A 16,645-nucleotide genomic window follows, 5' to 3' on the forward strand; every position below is an offset into this window, starting at 1 on the left:
CCTTCAGCACACATTTCATCGAAAAATAGCGCTTTTGGTCTGGGTCTTACAAAACAAAAAAAAGCCCTAAATGCTGGGCTTTTGCGAAACTAGTTCAATTCCTTCAACTGATCAATATAAGCAAGTGCATCCTCAAATTCTTCGTCCGTATAGCGCTGCTTGCTTTTAATGGTGAAGACCTTTTCCTTTACCTCATCTTCTGGCAGATCATCAAAGTATAAAATCGTAGAGACGAGCTCTAGGAAACGAGACGACTGCTCGTTCATCTGCTTCGTCAGCACTTTGAGGTCAGGCATGTCCACTTCACACTGATCGAGAAACTCTTTCCCATTGTCCGTCAGCGAATAGCGATATTGATAGTATCCGCCTTTTTTTTCCTTCATTTCGTCCAAGAATCCAAGGTTGCACAGCTCTTCAATTCTGAGCGTCAACTCCTCTGAATAGGGGCCATAAAAGTGAAAATCGTATTTCTCGTAAAAAGGCAAATCTAGCTTTTTTGCTATGTAAATCATCTTTTGCAGCTTCTTCCGTCCAACGATTTCCCCGGATTCAGAGAATACCTTCATCAACTTTGCATGCTCTTTCAACAAATTCCCGACATCTCCTTTTTCAGTACTTCCTTATCCCAATCCAAGCAGCTTCATGATCGCCTTCTTTTCTTCAGCTTTTTCCGACATATCTACAATTAAGTCCATCGGGAAATAAAGTTTATGATCGGTTCTTCGTTTACCGGAAATGGCATCAACAATATCTGACTGTCTCGACAGCTCTTTAATATGACCGCTTTGCGTCAAAAGGTGGATCGGCAGTCTCTCTTCTTCCTCCCCTGGTCTGTAGAAGTCGTATGGCAAGTCAGAGGAAGAGTCGACGACTAAATAATAGTCAGGATCAATGCCTGCCTCCTTGAACAAGGCGGTCAGCTTGAAATATTTCGTCATTTCTTCATTCGGATTAAACTCTGTATATTGGAACAATCGGCGGTTCATAAAACGGCGGCACAAATCAGCCAGCACGTGATCTTCTTCGTCTTCCCACGCCTGAAAATAAAATAAGACAATGGATTCATCCAGTTTAATATAGTCCTCTGTGGTGACATTCCCCTCGAAAATCGAATAAAAATGAACAGGTGCATGCGTGAAAATATAGCCCGTTTCATGCAGCTCTTTTGCACGGTGGAGAATTTTCGTTAAAATGACTTCCGCACTGCGTGTCACTGGGTGGAAATAGACTTGCCAGTACATTTGATAGCGGCTCATAATATAATCCTCGACCGCATGCATCCCGCTCTGCTTCATCACAATCTGATCTTCTCTCGGACGCATCACGCGCAAAATACGCTCCATATCAAAATGGCCGTAACTGACGCCTGTATAGTAGGCATCACGCTGCAAATAGTCCATACGGTCGGCATCAATTTGACTTGAGATCAAACTGACCACCTGTTTGTTTTGATACGTCTTGGCAATCACTTCCGCCACATGCTTCGGGAAATCATCACTCACCCGGCGAAGCACTTCATTGACTTCGGTTTGCCCTAAAATAATATCTCTTGTAAACGATTCATGATCTAAGTGGAAGACCTTTTCAAAGGAATGAGAAAATGGTCCATGTCCGAGGTCATGAAGCAAGGCCGCACTCAGGACAAGCTCGCGTTCTCCCTCATCCCATTCCGGCCGTCCTTTGAATACATCATCCACAATCCGTCTCACAATCTCATATACGCCGAGTGAATGATTGAAACGGCTGTGTTCTGCACCATGAAACGTCAAATAAGTGGTTCCTAGCTGTTTAATTCGGCGCAGGCGCTGAAATTCTCTTGTTCCTATTAAGTCCCATATTAATGCGTCCCGTACATGAACATAACGGTGCACAGGATCTTTAAATACCTTTTCCTCAGATAATTTCCCTTTTGGATACGCCATCGTTTCGTCCCTCTTTTTTTAAGACGTGTTTCTATTATATCGGGTAACTTTTCCCGAAAACATCCTTGAATTTGCTCGTGAATGTGTTCTCAACGATTGCATGGACGTAAAAAGCCCGACCTGACAGGGACGGACCTCTTTTTAGGTCGACTGAACACATTCAGTGACATTTATTTGACTTTTTTTTGAACCTTTTCGAGTAACTCATCTTCTGTTGGTGCGGATAATGGGCGATTGTTCACAAACGCAAAAGCCTTTTTTCGTCCTGGACCACAATAGGATTGACAGCCAATTTCAATTTTTGCATCAGGGTCAACCGATTTGAGTCGAGGCAGCAACGTCTTTAGGTTCGTCGCATCGCAATCGTCACATACGCGAAACTCATTAGCCATGGTCTTACGCTTCCTTTCAATGATGAACTTCATTTTATATGAAACAGTTGGACAACCAAGAGTCTTAATATACCACCCAACATTGTACATCGAAGCGGCTGGACTTGCAAGACGCATTGTAAACGCCGAAGCATGCTCACATAAAAGCTAGTATTTTCCACTATCCTTTTAGCAAACTTGTATAAACTTTCTTGAACTTGGCTAATCTAATACCATCAAATCATATGGGGGTTTAAACATGTCAAAACAAAGACAAGATGCTTGGTCAGAGGAAGATGATCTTCTTTTGGCAGAAACCGTCTTACGTCACGTCAGAGAGGGCAGCACACAGCTGAATGCGTTTGAAGAAGTAGGAGACAAGCTGAACCGTACCTCAGCGGCATGCGGTTTTAGATGGAATGCTGTTGTGAGGCATCAATATGAAAAAGCGTTAGCCCTTGCCAAAAAACAAAGAAAACAACGGATGCGCGCACTTGGCAATGGCCAGCCTGCAAAGAAACGATTACTATATCAGCCGCAAGTAGAAGAAACAGTCACGCAAGAGGAATTCTCACAGGAGCTGGAACCAGCGCAGGAGGAAACGTTTGCACCAGCATCTGAAACAGCCGAGCAGCTCCAGTTTGTAGACCAAAGCTACAATGAAGAGTTAGCTAGTTTATCACATTTATTGTCACAGGCTTCTCATGTCGTAGAGAAAAAGCCAGAAGCCAATCCTTTTAGGCAGCAACAGGATTTAACCATCGAAGATGTCATTGATTTCTTGCGCCGCTATGAAGGCGATGGACAGCAATCGTCTGCCTTACGCATGGAAAACAGCCGGTTAAAACGAGAAAACAACGAACTTTCACATAAAGTCACACAGCTAGAAGCAGAAGTGAAAAAGCTTGAAAAGGATCAACTCACCATTCAAGAAGATTATGAAACACTCGTCAAAATCATGAACCGTGCAAGAAAACTAGTTTTGTTTGAAGAGGACGACACTGCCGCTCCAACCTTTAAAATGGACCGGAACGGCAACCTCGAAAAAATGGCAGAATAACAAAAAGTGCTCCCCATCTGCGGGAAGCACTTTTTTAAATGCCCAAAAATAGCATCACACTAAATAGGACATTAATCAAAAAGACAAACATAAAAATATACCTGACTTGTCTCACCTGAAAATCACCAAATATAAAAATATAAAGACCTGCGATGCCAAGTGTCAGTACAGGCTGAAGAAACGGCACCAAAAGCGAAATGCCGTAGCCGGCTCCCATGATAACAGGAAGCCATAGTAAATAGAGGTAACTGCCGTTTTTGGATTTCAAGAAACCACTCCCTCTCTTTCTTCTATCTGCTTGATTTCAGGTTGAACAAATTTGAGTCCGACAATTGTGCGGCCGCGTCTTTTTGAAGTCCAAACGGCAATCGCCGGCTGATCTGTCAGAGATTCTGTGTCAATGGTGATCCGCACTTTCTCATGTAATTCAATGACAGCTTCAGACTCGATTTTGCACCCAGATACACTAATATCATGTATGACCAACGGCACCTTCTCTTCTAATCTGTCCTCATATGATAACGTGCCTGTCACACCTTTTAAAGGTTTTCTCACCCATTTGCGCCGTATAGCCTTTGGCACTTTGGCACTTTCTCTTACAAAACGGAGAAACGTCCGAACAGCATAGGATTTTTTCTCACGATCCGTTATCGATACATGCTCTCGTGTGAATAGGAAGCGGATCAGTGATAGATACTCTGATTTTTGTGTGTCAGTAAAAGCAACACCAACCATCAGCTTGTCTTCCTCTGGATAGCTCCAGACCACGTCACACGCCACACTTTCATCCTCTGAAAAGAACAATTGCGTTTGTCCTTGATAGAGAGAAGGAGCTTGATCAAGTGGAATGGATAGACGCGCACCTGAATCACTCATATCTAGTAGAAAACAAGCAATCGACTCATCTTGATGATCAGAACGGAGCTGTCCCTCTTTTTCAATGACAAACCGCTCTGATTTTCGATAACGCGGACGATCAAACGCCACAAGCAGTGCCATGAATAGACCTGCACCGTTATACATCACCCAAAATATATTAATCAACGTAAGATCAGCATTCATCGTCCCATTTACCTTCACATCGTATCCTATTTTCACTAGGACAAGCAATGAGAGCAGCAAAAAGATCAAATGGGGAATCATCGTTTTCAAATGAAAGTGTCTTTTGTCCGTTTGAATTCCCTTTGGTGTGACAAGAAATTCCACTCTCTTTTTGAAAAACAGCTCACTTAAAGCCACACCAGCTAAGTGGAATGCCATAGAGCTTTCATAAATATGACTCCAAAACATGCTTCTTTTTTGATTCGACACTAGTTTAAATGCTAAATAGGAACTAAAGAACGCCGGTAGCCAGAACATGAAAATGGACTGGAAATCTGCCCAGAAACTTTGAATACCAAACAATAAAAACAAAATCGGCGTGAGAATGTAAATCATTTTAAACAAACCGTTAAACCAATACACAATACCATCTAAATAAAGAACTCGCTGCATAAGCGTTAAGCCGCGAACCTTCAAAGGATTAAACTTACGGGCACACTGAATGTTCCCTCTCGACCACCGATCTCTCTGCTTTAACAAATCAAGCCAGCTTTCAGGTGCCAGACCGACGGCTAATACTTCTCCGACAGATACAGATTTGAACTTTCCTTGGAGAAGCATTCCTGTCGCCATGTCTTCTGTAATCACCCCAGTAGCAAATCCGCCAATTTCATCTAAGGCGATTCTTCTAAAGACAGTATTACTACCGACATACATCACAGCATTAAACCGATCCTTACCAGCTTGGAGGGTTTGCATGAAGAAGTCCTGCTCATTTGGAATTCGATCGTTCGAGAACATATTATATTGGAAAGGATCTTCGTTATAAAACGCCTGTGGAACTTGAACAAACGCCGTCGCGCCATCATGAAAGTAAGGCACTGTTTTTTCTAAAAACGAAGGAAGGGGGACCATATCCGCATCAAGTGTGAGAATCAGCTCTCCATTCGTTTGAGACATCGCATGGTTTAAGTTACCCGCCTTCGCAAACTTGTTATCTGTTCTTGTCAGATAATGAACACCAAACTCAGAAGCAAGCTGCTCTACAGACTCCCGCTTGCCATCATCACATAAATAGATGTGGACTTTGTCCTTTGGATAAGAGAGATTCACACAACCTGCAACAGTGCGTTTCAGCACTTCAATTGGTTCATTATATGTAGCTATGAATATATCAACTGTTGGCAGCCTGTCAAGATCACTGATCATGACTTGTTTCCGATTGGAAGGCTTCCAAACAAGTGTATAAAACACAAGCAGCTGTAAAAACCCAATGCATTCACAGGCAACAAGCAAAATACCCATCACAATATTAAAAGTACCTTCATGCGGCAGTGTAAAGAAAAGACGCCAGCAAATATAGGCGGCATTTGTTAACACACAGAGCACAATGATGATTTTTTTAACAGTAGTGGCCACCGGCTGAATACGATATATTACATACAGCACAGATAAAACACAAAGCATAAACATCGGGTAATACGTGGTGAATAATGACAATACATTTTCCTTCTTTCTTACGTCATAAAAGACTATCGCATATAAAACTACATAACGAAGGAGGGGATTCTTTCATTACAGTGCCCCCCTCCATTTCTATTTGACTATCGTAAATGGTTTATTTCCACAATTTATCTAACTGATTTGAATAAAAATCAATAGCTTTTCGATAATTCAAAATAGTAGGATCTGTTGTCGTTTCAGTTAAACAGTTCAGTAATACTTCCATTGCTTTCTTATGTTCCTTCAAATTATACAAAGTCATGGCATAGAACGTTTGAATGGCCTTGTTATCAGGATAAGCTTCTATCCCTTTTAGGAATATCTGCTTGGACTTTTCATATTCTCCTAAGGTTCTGTATGTACTTCCTAACCCTAGTAAAGCATCTTCCAGTTCCCCTGAAGACAACCCTAACTCGATGGCCTTTTCATAAAAAAAGACAGCTTGCCTTTCCTCTCCTAACAAATCATAACTCCATGCACATTGATAATGAATAGAGGCATCGTCTGGATACTCCTCTACAAGATGAGTGAGCATTTCATTTGATTCTAGATGGTGTCCACTTTTTCGAAGTTCAATGGCTTTCTCAAGCTTTGTTTCCATCACTTCACCTCTATGCTTTTTAAGATTAAAAGACTGATGTTTACGAAAACACCTTTTCATTCCGCTCAATCATCCGCGTCATGTTTTTTTCAAATTCAAGCTGTTCTTCTGCGTTTAGTCCTGACGCTGTCAGCTGATCACTGAGCGTTTGAAGCTCTTCTAGTAAAAGACGCATAAGAAGCGCACAATCAATTGGTTCTCCAGTTAATTCTGATAAAGACGCCATCGTATCAGGTTGTATATCAGGAAATACTGCCTTCACTTCTTCTCGTTTGTCTTTTAAGGCGGCGTCATAAAAACGGCGGATTAAGTCGGCACGTTCCCGCCCGCTTCCATCTGCACACAAATAAATTTGCACAGCAACTCCACCGCGTAATCTACGCTGAGAAATGCCTGCAAATTTCTTTCCATTGATGCTTAGATCATAACTGCCAGGACAATAAGAGCCGACAATCTCATAGGCTTCAATGTCCACCTCATACTTAGACAGCATCCGGCGGACCAATTCCACCATCGCATCATACCCGCGGTCAATATCAATGCCCTTCTTTTGTTCCGCAAAGATTAACGACACATTTAAGACACCTTCATCCAGCACCACAGCAAGACCGCCTGAATTGCGCACAATCACACGATAGCCCTCTTCCTCAAGCAGCTTCACACCATCTTGAAGAAATGGAAGCCTTGTATCCTGAATTCCAAGCACAATTGTATTGTGATGCACCCAAGAACGCGCAGTCGCTGGTGAGAGTCCCTTCCCGACCGACGCACAAAGCGTATCATCCATCGCAAAGGATTGCTTCGGGTCCACATAAAGACCAAGGCTCGATTGATCTATGATTCGCCATTTCGGCTGTGTCAGTAACTCAATAGGTTCATTTTTCATGTCCTGCATATCCTCTCGTTCATAAACTGTGTTTATTATAACATGGGATGAATGGAGGGAGAATGAGAGAGACTTGGTGATGTGGAAAAAGGTCGGTTCACAGTTGAAACTATCATTCATGACTAAAAAGACTCCTGCCAAGGGCAGAAGTCTCTGAACTTATGTTAAAGGTTGGCACCATTGGTCTCTATATTTTGTTGATACCAATAAAAACTGTCTTTTTTTATTCTTCTTAAATCTTTAAGATCTGTTTCATCACGGTTAATATAAATCAAACCGTATCGCTTTTTAAACCCGCTTCCTGTACTAACGACATCAAGTAAAGTCCACACATGGTAGCCGATAATAGGAACACCGTCTTTAATCGCTAGTTTCATCTGAGACAAATGGTCCTTCAAATATTGAATTCGATAGTCATCTCTAACTTTTGAATCGTCTTCTAGTACATCAGCTGTTCCCATCCCATTTTCTGTCACCATCAATGGAAGTCTATACCTGTCGTATAACGTGTTAAAAGCGAACCGGAACCCCTTCGGATCAATTTGCCAACCATACTCAGTGGCATCTAGATAAGGATTTTTTACATATCTGAAACGGCCCGGTACAACAAGATTTAAGATATTAACATAATCGGTATTTTCCACATCTTGCGGACAATATTCAGCTGCAAATGTTAAATAATAATTAAAAGCCAAAAAGTCGGGTTTGTTCGCCTTAATGACTTCCATGTCCCCTTCTTTGATATCCGGCTGCCAATTATGTTCACATAAATAGTCCCAATAATACTTCGGATACTCTCCAAACACATGAACATCTGCTAAATAATGATTGTAAAGGTTATCTGCATCACGAGCTGCCAAAACGTCCTCTGGTTTACTAGTTGCAGGATAAGAAGGAAGATAAGCAAATGCCGGCCCAACTTTTGCGTGCGGACAAATTTCACGACAGGCGGCGATAGCACGGTGTGTTGCTACAAACATATGATGATTCATTTGGTGCCGAATTTGTTCACGTTTTAAAGGATCTTTTTCCTTAATTCCAATAAGTTTTTCTTTTCTAAGCATCAAATTCTGTTCATTTATGACTAGCCAGTAATTTACTTTCTCTCCTAATTCGGTTAGAAGAATACGTGCATACCTTTCAAAGTCTTCTACACATTGATAGGAATGCCAGCCATCATATTGGTCAATCAGTGCTTGAGGTAAATCAAAATGATACATTGTCGGTATAGGTTCAATTCCATTTTTAACCAATTCATTAATTAGTTTCTTGTAAAAATTTAGACCTAATTGATTAGGCTCTTCATCATTTCCATTAGGAAAGATTCTTGTCCATGCGATGGAAAAACGATATGATTTTAAGCCTAATTCAACCATTAAAGCGACATCTTCAACCATACGATGATAAAAGTCACTTGCTACTTTTGTGTCAGCTTTTGTCGTTGATGACTCTAATGATTGCATATCAGCAATGGATAAACCTTTTCCATCTTCATTATACGCTCCCTCCACTTGAAAGGCAGATGTAGACGCTCCCCAGAGGAATTCTTTTGGAAATTCATTCAATTTCTTCATATCATCATATGCTCCTTTTTATTATTCAACTCAAGGTCATTACTTCTTCTCCGACCGCTATATTCGTTTTATTGCTGATTCTCATTGTTCTAGAAATCTCTTGACTATTCGTTATAACAATAGGAGTGGTGCTGTCGTATCCTGCTTTGATGATTTCTTCCAAATCAAATTCTAGCAGCACATCACCTTTCTGCACCTCCTGCTCAGGTTTTACCTTAACTGAGAAATGTTTTCCCTGTAAGTTAACCGTCTCAATACCAACATGCATCAATATTTCAGCCCCATTATGACTTCGTAATCCGATGGCATGACCAGTTGGAAAAACTGTTGCAACAACCCCCTCAACAGGCGCATATAGTTTACCTTCAGAAGGAATAATAGCAAATCCATCACCCATAGACTTGGAAGAGAAGACTGGATCATTCACCTTTTCAAGAGAAATTAAACTTCCAGACAGCGGAGCCACAAGTGTTTCCTTTTCTGTACTTTCATGATGACTAGTTGTTTTTGACTCTTTCTGCTGATTCACTTCAGCACGGCCTCCCTGTTCTTCGAAACCAAAAAGAATGGTTAACAGCAAAGAGATAAGGAAAGCAACAGTGATACCGATTAACAGCCCAATGAAACCATCCCCGAAGAATATAGGAAGAGTCATTAAACCTGGAGATGCGGCAGCGATTGCTCTTGATCCAGCAATACCCGTTATAATACCGCCTATTGCACCTCCTATCACGGCAGCAATCATAGGTTTTTTATATTTAAGTGTGAAACCATAAATCGCAGGTTCTGTAATACCAAATAGAGCCGTTAAAGAGGCTGTACCAGCTAACGATTTTTGTTTTTTATCTTTTAATTTAAAAAAGATACCTAAAGCTGCCCCAGCTTGTGCAAAATTTGCCGCAGCTGAAAACACAAAGATTGTTGTTTGACCAGATCGTGCAATATCATTAATTCCAACCGGTACTAAAACTTTGTGAAGTCCAAAAATAACCAGGATCGCCCACGTTCCACCCAAAAAGGCGCCAGCAACAGCAGGGCTTAAGTGATACATAAAGGCATAAGAACTAGATAGTAGGTATCCAAGATAATTACCAACAGGACCAAATACGATCAAAGTGAGAGGAACAATAATGGCTAAACTTAAAGCCGGAACAACTAATATTTTGATTACATCTGGCGTCACTCGCTTTAGGAACTTTTCTAATTTAGAAAGAACCCATATAGCTATAATAATAGGAATAACCGTTGAAGAATAAACACCTGGCAGAACTGGAACTGTAAAAAATGTGATTGATTCCCCACTTGCCATTAATGTTACAAGGTCTGGATATAGTAGAGCTGCTCCGATGATAACAGATATGATCGTATCAGCTTTAAACTTCCTTGATGCCGTAAGCGCTATCACAATTGGTAGAAAATAAAAAACACTGTCTGCTGCTGCATTTAAAATTCTATATGAACCTTCTTGATTATTGAGTACGCCTGTTGTACTAAGAATGACAAGAATTCCTTTAATAATACCTGCTCCAGCTAAAGCCCCTATGATTGGTGTAAATATACCTGAAATAATATCAACAGCTTGATTGAAACGGTTTTTAAATCCTTTTCGTTGTTCTTGATGTGGAGTCGTTTCTTCTTGAAAATCTCCTGTGGTCAATTGATTTAACTCGTCATGTACTTCTGATACTGAACTACCAATCACAACTTGAAATTCTCCGCCCCCCTGAACCACTTGAATGACACCTTCAAGTGAAGATACCTGATCTTTAGAAGCCTTACGATTATCTTTTAAACGTAGTCTCAGCCGGGTGGAACAATGATAAAAGGATTGAATATTTTCCTGACCACCAACTCGTTCTAGTATCTGTGCAGCCAACTTTTTATGATCCATAAAAAGATCCCCTTTACTATTCAAAATGATAAAAATAGTTAATATTACCTAAATAACCCATACTTTCCTATCGATTTCTACCTCTCTTTAGAATCAGAAAGCGTTAACATACATTGATTATAAAAAACTTATTTTTATAAAGAAAATACAATATATGAATAAGCCCATAACCTATAAGTTATGGGCTTATTCACTAAGTTGATTAAATTTACCAATTTCTTTTATACAAAGTTGTACAGATTTTCGGAGAGGTTTATCTTTTGAATAAATAATCCCAATTTTCCTATGAAGCGTAGGGGTAAAGGAGATGGTTTGAAGTGTTTCTGGTAAATATTCAAAGGATTTTCGAGACAGGATGGCAATGCCTAACCCACCTTTCACCATGCTCAAGGCAGTGTTGACACTATCAACAATATGGCTAATGTTCAGTTCTAAGTGATGCTGCCGAAATGCTTCAATCGTTGATTTTTCAAATCCATGACCACAAAGTATGATTTGCTCATCAACTACTTCTTCCATTTTCACTTCCTCACCTTCTTCCAAAGGATGAGGAGTGGGAGCAACAATCACCATCTCTTCCTCGAATAGAAAGATCGATTGATGGTCTTCTTCAGTGATGATGGTGATTCCAAAATCAACAGAACCATCCATAACCAATTCTTTTATTTTATTAACACTGCCTTCTGTAAAAGACAATTGAATGGATGGGTCATGCTCTTTAAAATACGAAATTAATTTTGGCATATATACGGAGGTGATACTTGGGAAACCACTAATATGTATCACGTCGGCTTTATTTTCGGTGAACAATCTCACTTCATGTTCAATGGACTCATATTGTTTAATCAATTCTTTTGCGTAGGGAACGACTTTCCTGCCTATTTCGAGCCCCTTCTTCTTATCTCTTATAAATAAAGAAACACCAAGGGTTCGCTCAAGACCAGAAATCGCATGACTGACTGCAGGCTGACTTATATGTAGGATTTCACTAGCTTTTGTGAAATTTTTCTCTTCCACTACCTTAAGAAAGATATATAATTGCGTGATTGTCATATATGATCACCTCTGTCCCCTAATTTATTAAGATCATAACATATCAGTTATGGAATAATAATAAAGATTCATTTCTCAAGCCATTTTATTCCCATTATAATTCAACTTATCTTTAATTAATACGCCGTGATAAAAACATGGAGGTGTTGTGTTGCTTAAATCTTTTTTTAAATACGTTCCTTTGATAATTGGTGTAACCTTATTAGGAAAGAAAGATTACGAAGAGTGGAAAAAGCTTGGAAAAGGTGGAGTTCCTTATAACGTTTATGGTTGGTTGCTAGTAACTTACTACCGCTTTTATAAACGGAACCCTATCAAAACAGATATCTATAATGACAGATTGAATACTAGAGAAGATTCTGTTCGTTTAGGTGAAGTAGAAAAGCGCAAAGGCCCTCGTCCAAAAATCGGGAAACATCCTGTACCACATAGACAATTGGACCAATTGGACAGCGAACCAGGAACAAGGGAACTGCTTGATGAAGTATTTAATGAATATGTTCAATCACATACTCAATGTGTTCACTATGAGAAAAGTTTCTTTGAAAAAAGAAATGATGCGATTACACTCATTAACAAAAATGCTGGGGTAACACTTGCCAAGGAAACCGAAGGAGAAATTGCACACATACATCCTTCTGACGGATCTATGCATATGGTGTTCAGTCCAAGTGATGCAAAAAAAGTAATCGAACAAGGCTGGGGAGAACGTCACCCTCTAGCAGGGGTTAAATTAAATCTGCCAGATACTTATCTCATGATATATACCCCTCGTAACAAATCAGAAGTGTTAGTGGTCAAACAACTATTAAATGCTGCGGTTGCTCATATGTCTGCTGGATGTACTTGCAGTACAAATAAGGAGGAAATTAAATGAAACTAGGTCATTTTATAAAAAATAATGAACGATTCATTGGCTACAAATCAGAAGATGGGATTATAAATGTAAATGAAGCTGCAAAACAAAAAGGTCTTCCGCTTCCAGAGTCAATTGATACATTAATTCGCTCTGGTGAACAAGGCAGAGAACAACTTCATCATGTTCTTGAAGCAATTAGTGACCCATCTCTCTATCTTGTAAAAGAACAGGACATTACATTTGATTCAGTAGTCATCAACCCTGAAAAAATTCTATGTGTCGGCCTAAACTACATGCCTCACGTGGAAGAAGCAGATATGGCGATTCCAGACTCTCCAGTTCTGTTTAGCAAATTTAACAATACGTTAGCGGGACATCAACAAGAGATTCCACTGCCTAAAACTGCTGAGAAATATGACTATGAAGCAGAATTGGTGATGATTGTTGGTAAAGAAGCTCGGGATGTCTCAGAAGAAGAAGCGCTGTCATATATTTATGGATATTGTGTCGGTAATGATGTATCTGCACGCGACCTTCAAATGAAATCTGGTCAATGGCTTCTTGGAAAAACACTTGACGCATTTGCACCGATCGGTCCTTATCTGGTGACAAGTGATGAGGTAGACCCAACAAATCTATCAATTGAATGCAAAATTAATGGTGAAGTGAGACAATCAAGTAATACAAAAAATATGATTTTCAGCTGTGCCACTCTCATTAGCTACATTTCTAAGTATATGACGCTTAAACCAGGGGATGTTATTTTCTCAGGTACGCCAGAGGGTGTTATCTTGGGATATACACCTGATAAACAGAATTGGCTTAAAGCTGGAGATGAAATGGAAGTAACAATTGGACAAATTGGACAGTTAAAAAATAAATTAGTTTGATGTGTGCAGGTGGCCTAGAAATGTCTAAGGCCACCTTTTACAATTTGATAAAAAGCTATATGACATGAAAAGTCACATAGCCGCCCACCATCTTCAATATACTATCTCCAATTCAGATCAAAACAGAAGGTCTCACAACCCCGAGACAGGAATTGGTTCATGAGCTCCAGACAATACGCTCACTCTCCTGTTGATTAAGCTTCAACGATACCCCCTTCACTCATCCACGTCAGCAAGTCTTCAGTGATTAACTCTGCATGCTGAGGGACCATTACACCAGCATCTACAACCCACACGAGTTTCTCTTCTTTGGTCTGACGCATGAGAAATACTTGCCCTCCACCATCGTCACCAATCGCTATATAGCCTCCTGCATACCGTTGAACCTCCCACGTTGCATTGCGTTCCGTAATGTCCTCAGTGCCGTATAGTAGAACATCGCCACCAATGGAACATCCATTTGTCTGTTTCAGCAAGTTTTTATAAGCATCGGGTAGCACCATGTTTAGTTGGGATTCTGCCTTTTTGATGTTTATATCAGTTTCTGGATTGTTGATGATTAGGCCTGGGATTTGGGGTAAATCGACCATTTGGATCCTCCTAGATAAGTGCTATGTTTATGAAGTTTTGCTTTATCTTTAGATTTACTTAACAGGTCACTCAATCCACAATTATATTCCAATTTATGAATTTCCCCTTGTCCAATTCTCATATATTAGTTGATCGAAGGCAAAGTAAATCTTGAAAGGCTTTTAATAGTCTGCTAGTAAATCTAGATAATATTTATCATCCTCTTGTATTTTGGTTAAAAACTCCTCTAAAGAATTAGCAATTTGTATATCATAATAATATATTGCGCTTCTATCCTTTTCATTCAATTCAATTGACATTAAAGCTGTCTCATTTGCTTCAAAAAAGATTAATTTGTTATTCTCAAATTCATCATAGATTTCAATGTCAGGATAGAATTCAAAATCATTAGCCCTTAATCGAAAGTCTCTTACAGAATAAGGGTCCATAATGCGATTAGTGTTAAACTCAGACCCATTAATAAAACCGTAACCTACCTCTATATAAAAACTAATTAACTCCTTAGGAAACTTTAAATCAAGTTCCTTTTCAACATCTAAGATTTCTTTTTCAGTTACTAAAAAAAAACTATTTTCTTCGTTTTTCTTAATAATTTCATATCCCATTATTTTTTAACTCCTTTAAATAATGTATTTGCTGGTGAACCTGCTCCATGTATACCTGCTTGATGCTCATTTGGAAATTTTGCAGGATGCATATTCCACCACTCATGCTCTCCTCCAAAAGTATTTTCAATTATATGGTGAGCATCATACTTATCTCCTTTTTTTCTAATTACTTTACCAGTTTTTCCTGAAATAATATTTTCATTATACACTGGCCACTTTTGTCCAGTATTTCTTTCCCACTCTTTGATTACTTTATTTTTCACACTATCAAATTTCGCCCGATGCTTAGCCGTTTCTATGGGTGACATTTTGCTATACTCTTTATTTCTTAATGCTGCTTTCAAATTATCTATTTGGTTTTTAGGTAACTCTCTACCTGTTCGTCCTTCTATATCTCTAACATATTTTTTTATTGTATCAGAATCTATCTTACTCCCTGTACTAGTAGTAATCCTCTTCACCGCACTCTTCCCTTGATCTATCTTAAAGACATATTTCCCTACCTTCACTATTTTCGCGATTGGGATAATTGAAGCTGCGGACAGAGCTTGTTCTGTTCTGCTGATGTTTTGGCTGGTTTCGGGGTCTTTGCCGGTTACGGCTCGATAACCGTCGTAGATTCCGCTGTATTCTAGGATGATGTTTTCGGTTGTTGAGACAACTTCACCGTCTAATATGCGCTTCGCGTTGCCTCGGCTCCGGCTTTCTGGGATTTTGTCTACTTCTTCTATTCTTATTTCACCGTTTGTGATATACGTTCGGATGATTTGTTTATTGGCGTAAACGGTGTATCGACCGCCAATAAAATCAATATCGGATGAGTCGGTGACAACTTCATCTGCGATATCGAATTCTTTTAATTTTTTAATGCCTTTGACGTTGTATAGTTTACCATTTATGACCCTGATGTCTCTATGAATCTTGTTTTTCCCGTTCACGGCTTCCCTTTGCAATGTCGTAAGGGATGGGTCGTTGACTGTGACTTGTTTGTTGATGTATTTATGTGTGTCATCCAGAACAACCGTCTCCACATCCGTCCGTTCTTTCTCTCTCAGCTTCTTCAGCATGATCATCATCGGATTATTGTCTTTCGGATTGTCTATTTTGTCATTCAATCCACCGACGTTACTGCTTATTTTTTCTTCTTTTCCATCTTTGAAAATAGACCCTTTTTGATAGGTGGTGATGTCGATTTTTGGGCCGGTGAACATGGTGCTTAACGTGTTGATGAATTGCTTCATTGTTTGAAGGGAGCTTTTTGTTTCTTGTAAAGCGCTTGTCTGCTCTCTGTCAAATGCATGAAGCAGACCAATGGTTCTTGAGGTCTCGAGCCATGCTTTTTGATAGCGCTGCTGAAAAGCTGATTCGTCTACATTTGGCAAATGAACAATATGACCAATTCTGGCGATGGCATGGTTTACATCTGTTACAATCTCAGATATCGTGCGCTCGGCTTTTTTTAGTCCTTGATCTAGTTCGTGTTCAATAAATGATTGTGAGATCAAGCCGTGTTGATTTGGTTCAAGAGCATGAAGCGCCTGTTTTGTGCTTTTCAGCGCAGTGCTGTATTCCTCAATGATGACCTGAAAGAATTGCAGGAAGGGAATATGACATTCTGTATAAAAGGAGCGGATGGCTTGTCCCGCCTCTCCCTTTAGTGCGCCATCAAGTGAGATGATCTGATGGATTTGTTTTTCTATGGAGCTGATTTGTTGTGATTGCTGCTTTAATGTATTCAGCGTTTGGTCCATTCCGTTTATTAGCGCAAAAGCGTCAAGGGTTTTCATTGCGTTCT

General features: G+C 39.8%; 16 protein-coding genes. 3 read left to right on the forward strand and 13 right to left on the reverse strand.

Features of this window, described 5'->3' with window-relative positions; genetic code table 11:
* Positions 1–89: 89 nt before the first annotated feature.
* From MKY83_RS17885 to MKY83_RS17895, 3 genes are all read right to left on the reverse strand, one after another.
* Positions 90–590, reverse strand: a complete 501-nt coding sequence (locus MKY83_RS17885; protein WP_106029513.1) for a YwgA family protein — start codon at positions 588–590, stop codon at positions 90–92.
* 30 nt (positions 591–620) lie between these two features.
* Positions 621–1,922, reverse strand: coding sequence for an HD domain-containing protein (locus MKY83_RS17890; protein ID WP_007497716.1), 1,302 nt, complete (start codon positions 1,920–1,922; stop codon positions 621–623).
* Between the two features lie 170 nt (positions 1,923–2,092).
* Positions 2,093–2,314 (reverse strand): DUF1450 domain-containing protein, encoded by a 222-nt coding sequence (locus MKY83_RS17895; RefSeq protein ID WP_003215259.1) that lies wholly within the window; start codon positions 2,312–2,314, stop codon positions 2,093–2,095.
* A gap of 238 nt (positions 2,315–2,552) precedes the next feature.
* On the opposite strand from MKY83_RS17895, the gene MKY83_RS17900 reads away from it, so the two are divergent.
* A complete protein-coding gene (locus MKY83_RS17900) occupies positions 2,553–3,353 on the forward strand; it encodes an RsfA family transcriptional regulator (protein ID WP_034660339.1) in 801 nt (266 codons plus the stop codon).
* A 34-nt stretch (positions 3,354–3,387) separates the two neighbouring features.
* Here the strand turns inward: MKY83_RS17900 and MKY83_RS17905 are convergent, their stop codons facing one another.
* The 7 genes from MKY83_RS17905 to MKY83_RS17935 form a co-directional block, all read right to left on the reverse strand.
* A complete protein-coding gene (locus tag MKY83_RS17905; protein WP_113767824.1) occupies positions 3,388–3,621 on the reverse strand; it encodes a DUF5970 family protein in 234 nt (77 codons plus the stop codon).
* Complete coding sequence (locus MKY83_RS17910) at positions 3,618–5,894, reverse strand: glycosyltransferase (protein WP_342487533.1); 2,277 nt, start codon at positions 5,892–5,894, stop codon at positions 3,618–3,620. The genes MKY83_RS17905 and MKY83_RS17910 overlap by 4 nt, the downstream gene beginning before the upstream one ends.
* Before the next feature lie 118 nt (positions 5,895–6,012).
* Positions 6,013–6,498: a tetratricopeptide repeat protein gene (locus tag MKY83_RS17915; protein WP_268453547.1), complete on the reverse strand. Its 486-nt coding sequence runs from the start codon at positions 6,496–6,498 to the stop codon at positions 6,013–6,015.
* 40 nt (positions 6,499–6,538) lie between these two features.
* On the reverse strand, positions 6,539–7,384 hold the full coding sequence (locus MKY83_RS17920; protein WP_342487534.1) for a lipoate--protein ligase family protein: 846 nt from the start codon (positions 7,382–7,384) through the stop codon (positions 6,539–6,541).
* Between the two features lie 164 nt (positions 7,385–7,548).
* On the reverse strand, positions 7,549–8,958 hold the full coding sequence (locus tag MKY83_RS17925; protein WP_340913356.1) for a glycoside hydrolase family 1 protein: 1,410 nt from the start codon (positions 8,956–8,958) through the stop codon (positions 7,549–7,551).
* Between the two features lie 25 nt (positions 8,959–8,983).
* Entirely contained in the window at positions 8,984–10,849 is a 1,866-nt protein-coding gene (locus MKY83_RS17930) for a beta-glucoside-specific PTS transporter subunit IIABC (protein WP_340913358.1), read from the reverse strand.
* A 186-nt stretch (positions 10,850–11,035) separates the two neighbouring features.
* On the reverse strand, positions 11,036–11,902 hold the full coding sequence (locus MKY83_RS17935) for a LysR family transcriptional regulator (protein WP_342487535.1): 867 nt from the start codon (positions 11,900–11,902) through the stop codon (positions 11,036–11,038).
* A gap of 151 nt (positions 11,903–12,053) precedes the next feature.
* On the opposite strand from MKY83_RS17935, the gene MKY83_RS17940 reads away from it, so the two are divergent.
* Positions 12,054–12,779, forward strand: a complete 726-nt coding sequence (locus tag MKY83_RS17940) for a hypothetical protein (protein ID WP_340913362.1) — start codon at positions 12,054–12,056, stop codon at positions 12,777–12,779.
* Positions 12,776–13,651: a fumarylacetoacetate hydrolase family protein gene (locus MKY83_RS17945; protein WP_340913365.1), complete on the forward strand. Its 876-nt coding sequence runs from the start codon at positions 12,776–12,778 to the stop codon at positions 13,649–13,651. Before MKY83_RS17940 ends, MKY83_RS17945 begins: the two co-directional genes overlap by 4 nt.
* 194 nt (positions 13,652–13,845) lie before the next feature.
* On the opposite strand, the gene MKY83_RS17950 is transcribed toward MKY83_RS17945, so the two are convergent.
* The 3 genes from MKY83_RS17950 to MKY83_RS17960 all read right to left on the reverse strand — a co-directional run bounded on the left by MKY83_RS17950 (position 13,846) and on the right by MKY83_RS17960 (position 16,637).
* Entirely contained in the window at positions 13,846–14,241 is a 396-nt protein-coding gene (locus MKY83_RS17950; protein WP_340913369.1) for an SMI1/KNR4 family protein, read from the reverse strand.
* A 162-nt stretch (positions 14,242–14,403) separates the two neighbouring features.
* Entirely contained in the window at positions 14,404–14,847 is a 444-nt protein-coding gene (locus MKY83_RS17955) for an SMI1/KNR4 family protein (protein ID WP_340913372.1), read from the reverse strand.
* Positions 14,847–16,637, reverse strand: a complete 1,791-nt coding sequence (locus tag MKY83_RS17960; RefSeq protein WP_342487536.1) for a T7SS effector LXG polymorphic toxin — start codon at positions 16,635–16,637, stop codon at positions 14,847–14,849. Before MKY83_RS17960 ends, MKY83_RS17955 begins: the two co-directional genes overlap by 1 nt.
* Positions 16,638–16,645: the final 8 nt, after the last annotated feature.

It is taken from the genome of Bacillus sp. FSL M8-0266, from assembly GCF_038613425.1.
Lineage (GTDB): Bacteria > Bacillota > Bacilli > Bacillales > Bacillaceae > Bacillus > Bacillus pumilus.

What these genes read in the sequence shown, in the direction of transcription:
- MKY83_RS17890 (WP_007497716.1), bottom strand. Translation starts at nt 1,922, where the DNA reads ATGGCGTATCCAAAAGGGAAATTATCTGAGGAAAAGGTATTTAAAGAT.
- MKY83_RS17895 (WP_003215259.1), bottom strand. Translation starts at nt 2,314, where the DNA reads ATGGCTAATGAGTTTCGCGTATGTGACGATTGCGATGCGACGAACCTA.
- MKY83_RS17900 (WP_034660339.1), top strand. Translation starts at nt 2,553, where the DNA reads ATGTCAAAACAAAGACAAGATGCTTGGTCAGAGGAAGATGATCTTCTT.
- MKY83_RS17915 (WP_268453547.1), bottom strand. Translation starts at nt 6,498, where the DNA reads ATGGAAACAAAGCTTGAGAAAGCCATTGAACTTCGAAAAAGTGGACAC.
- MKY83_RS17920 (WP_342487534.1), bottom strand. Translation starts at nt 7,384, where the DNA reads ATGAAAAATGAACCTATTGAGTTACTGACACAGCCGAAATGGCGAATC.
- MKY83_RS17925 (WP_340913356.1), bottom strand. Translation starts at nt 8,958, where the DNA reads ATGAAGAAATTGAATGAATTTCCAAAAGAATTCCTCTGGGGAGCGTCT.
- MKY83_RS17930 (WP_340913358.1), bottom strand. Translation starts at nt 10,849, where the DNA reads ATGGATCATAAAAAGTTGGCTGCACAGATACTAGAACGAGTTGGTGGT.
- MKY83_RS17935 (WP_342487535.1), bottom strand. Translation starts at nt 11,902, where the DNA reads ATGACAATCACGCAATTATATATCTTTCTTAAGGTAGTGGAAGAGAAA.
- MKY83_RS17945 (WP_340913365.1), top strand. Translation starts at nt 12,776, where the DNA reads ATGAAACTAGGTCATTTTATAAAAAATAATGAACGATTCATTGGCTAC.
- MKY83_RS17950 (WP_340913369.1), bottom strand. Translation starts at nt 14,241, where the DNA reads ATGGTCGATTTACCCCAAATCCCAGGCCTAATCATCAACAATCCAGAA.
- MKY83_RS17955 (WP_340913372.1), bottom strand. Translation starts at nt 14,847, where the DNA reads ATGGGATATGAAATTATTAAGAAAAACGAAGAAAATAGTTTTTTTTTA.
- MKY83_RS17960 (WP_342487536.1), bottom strand. Translation starts at nt 16,637, where the DNA reads ATGAAAACCCTTGACGCTTTTGCGCTAATAAACGGAATGGACCAAACG.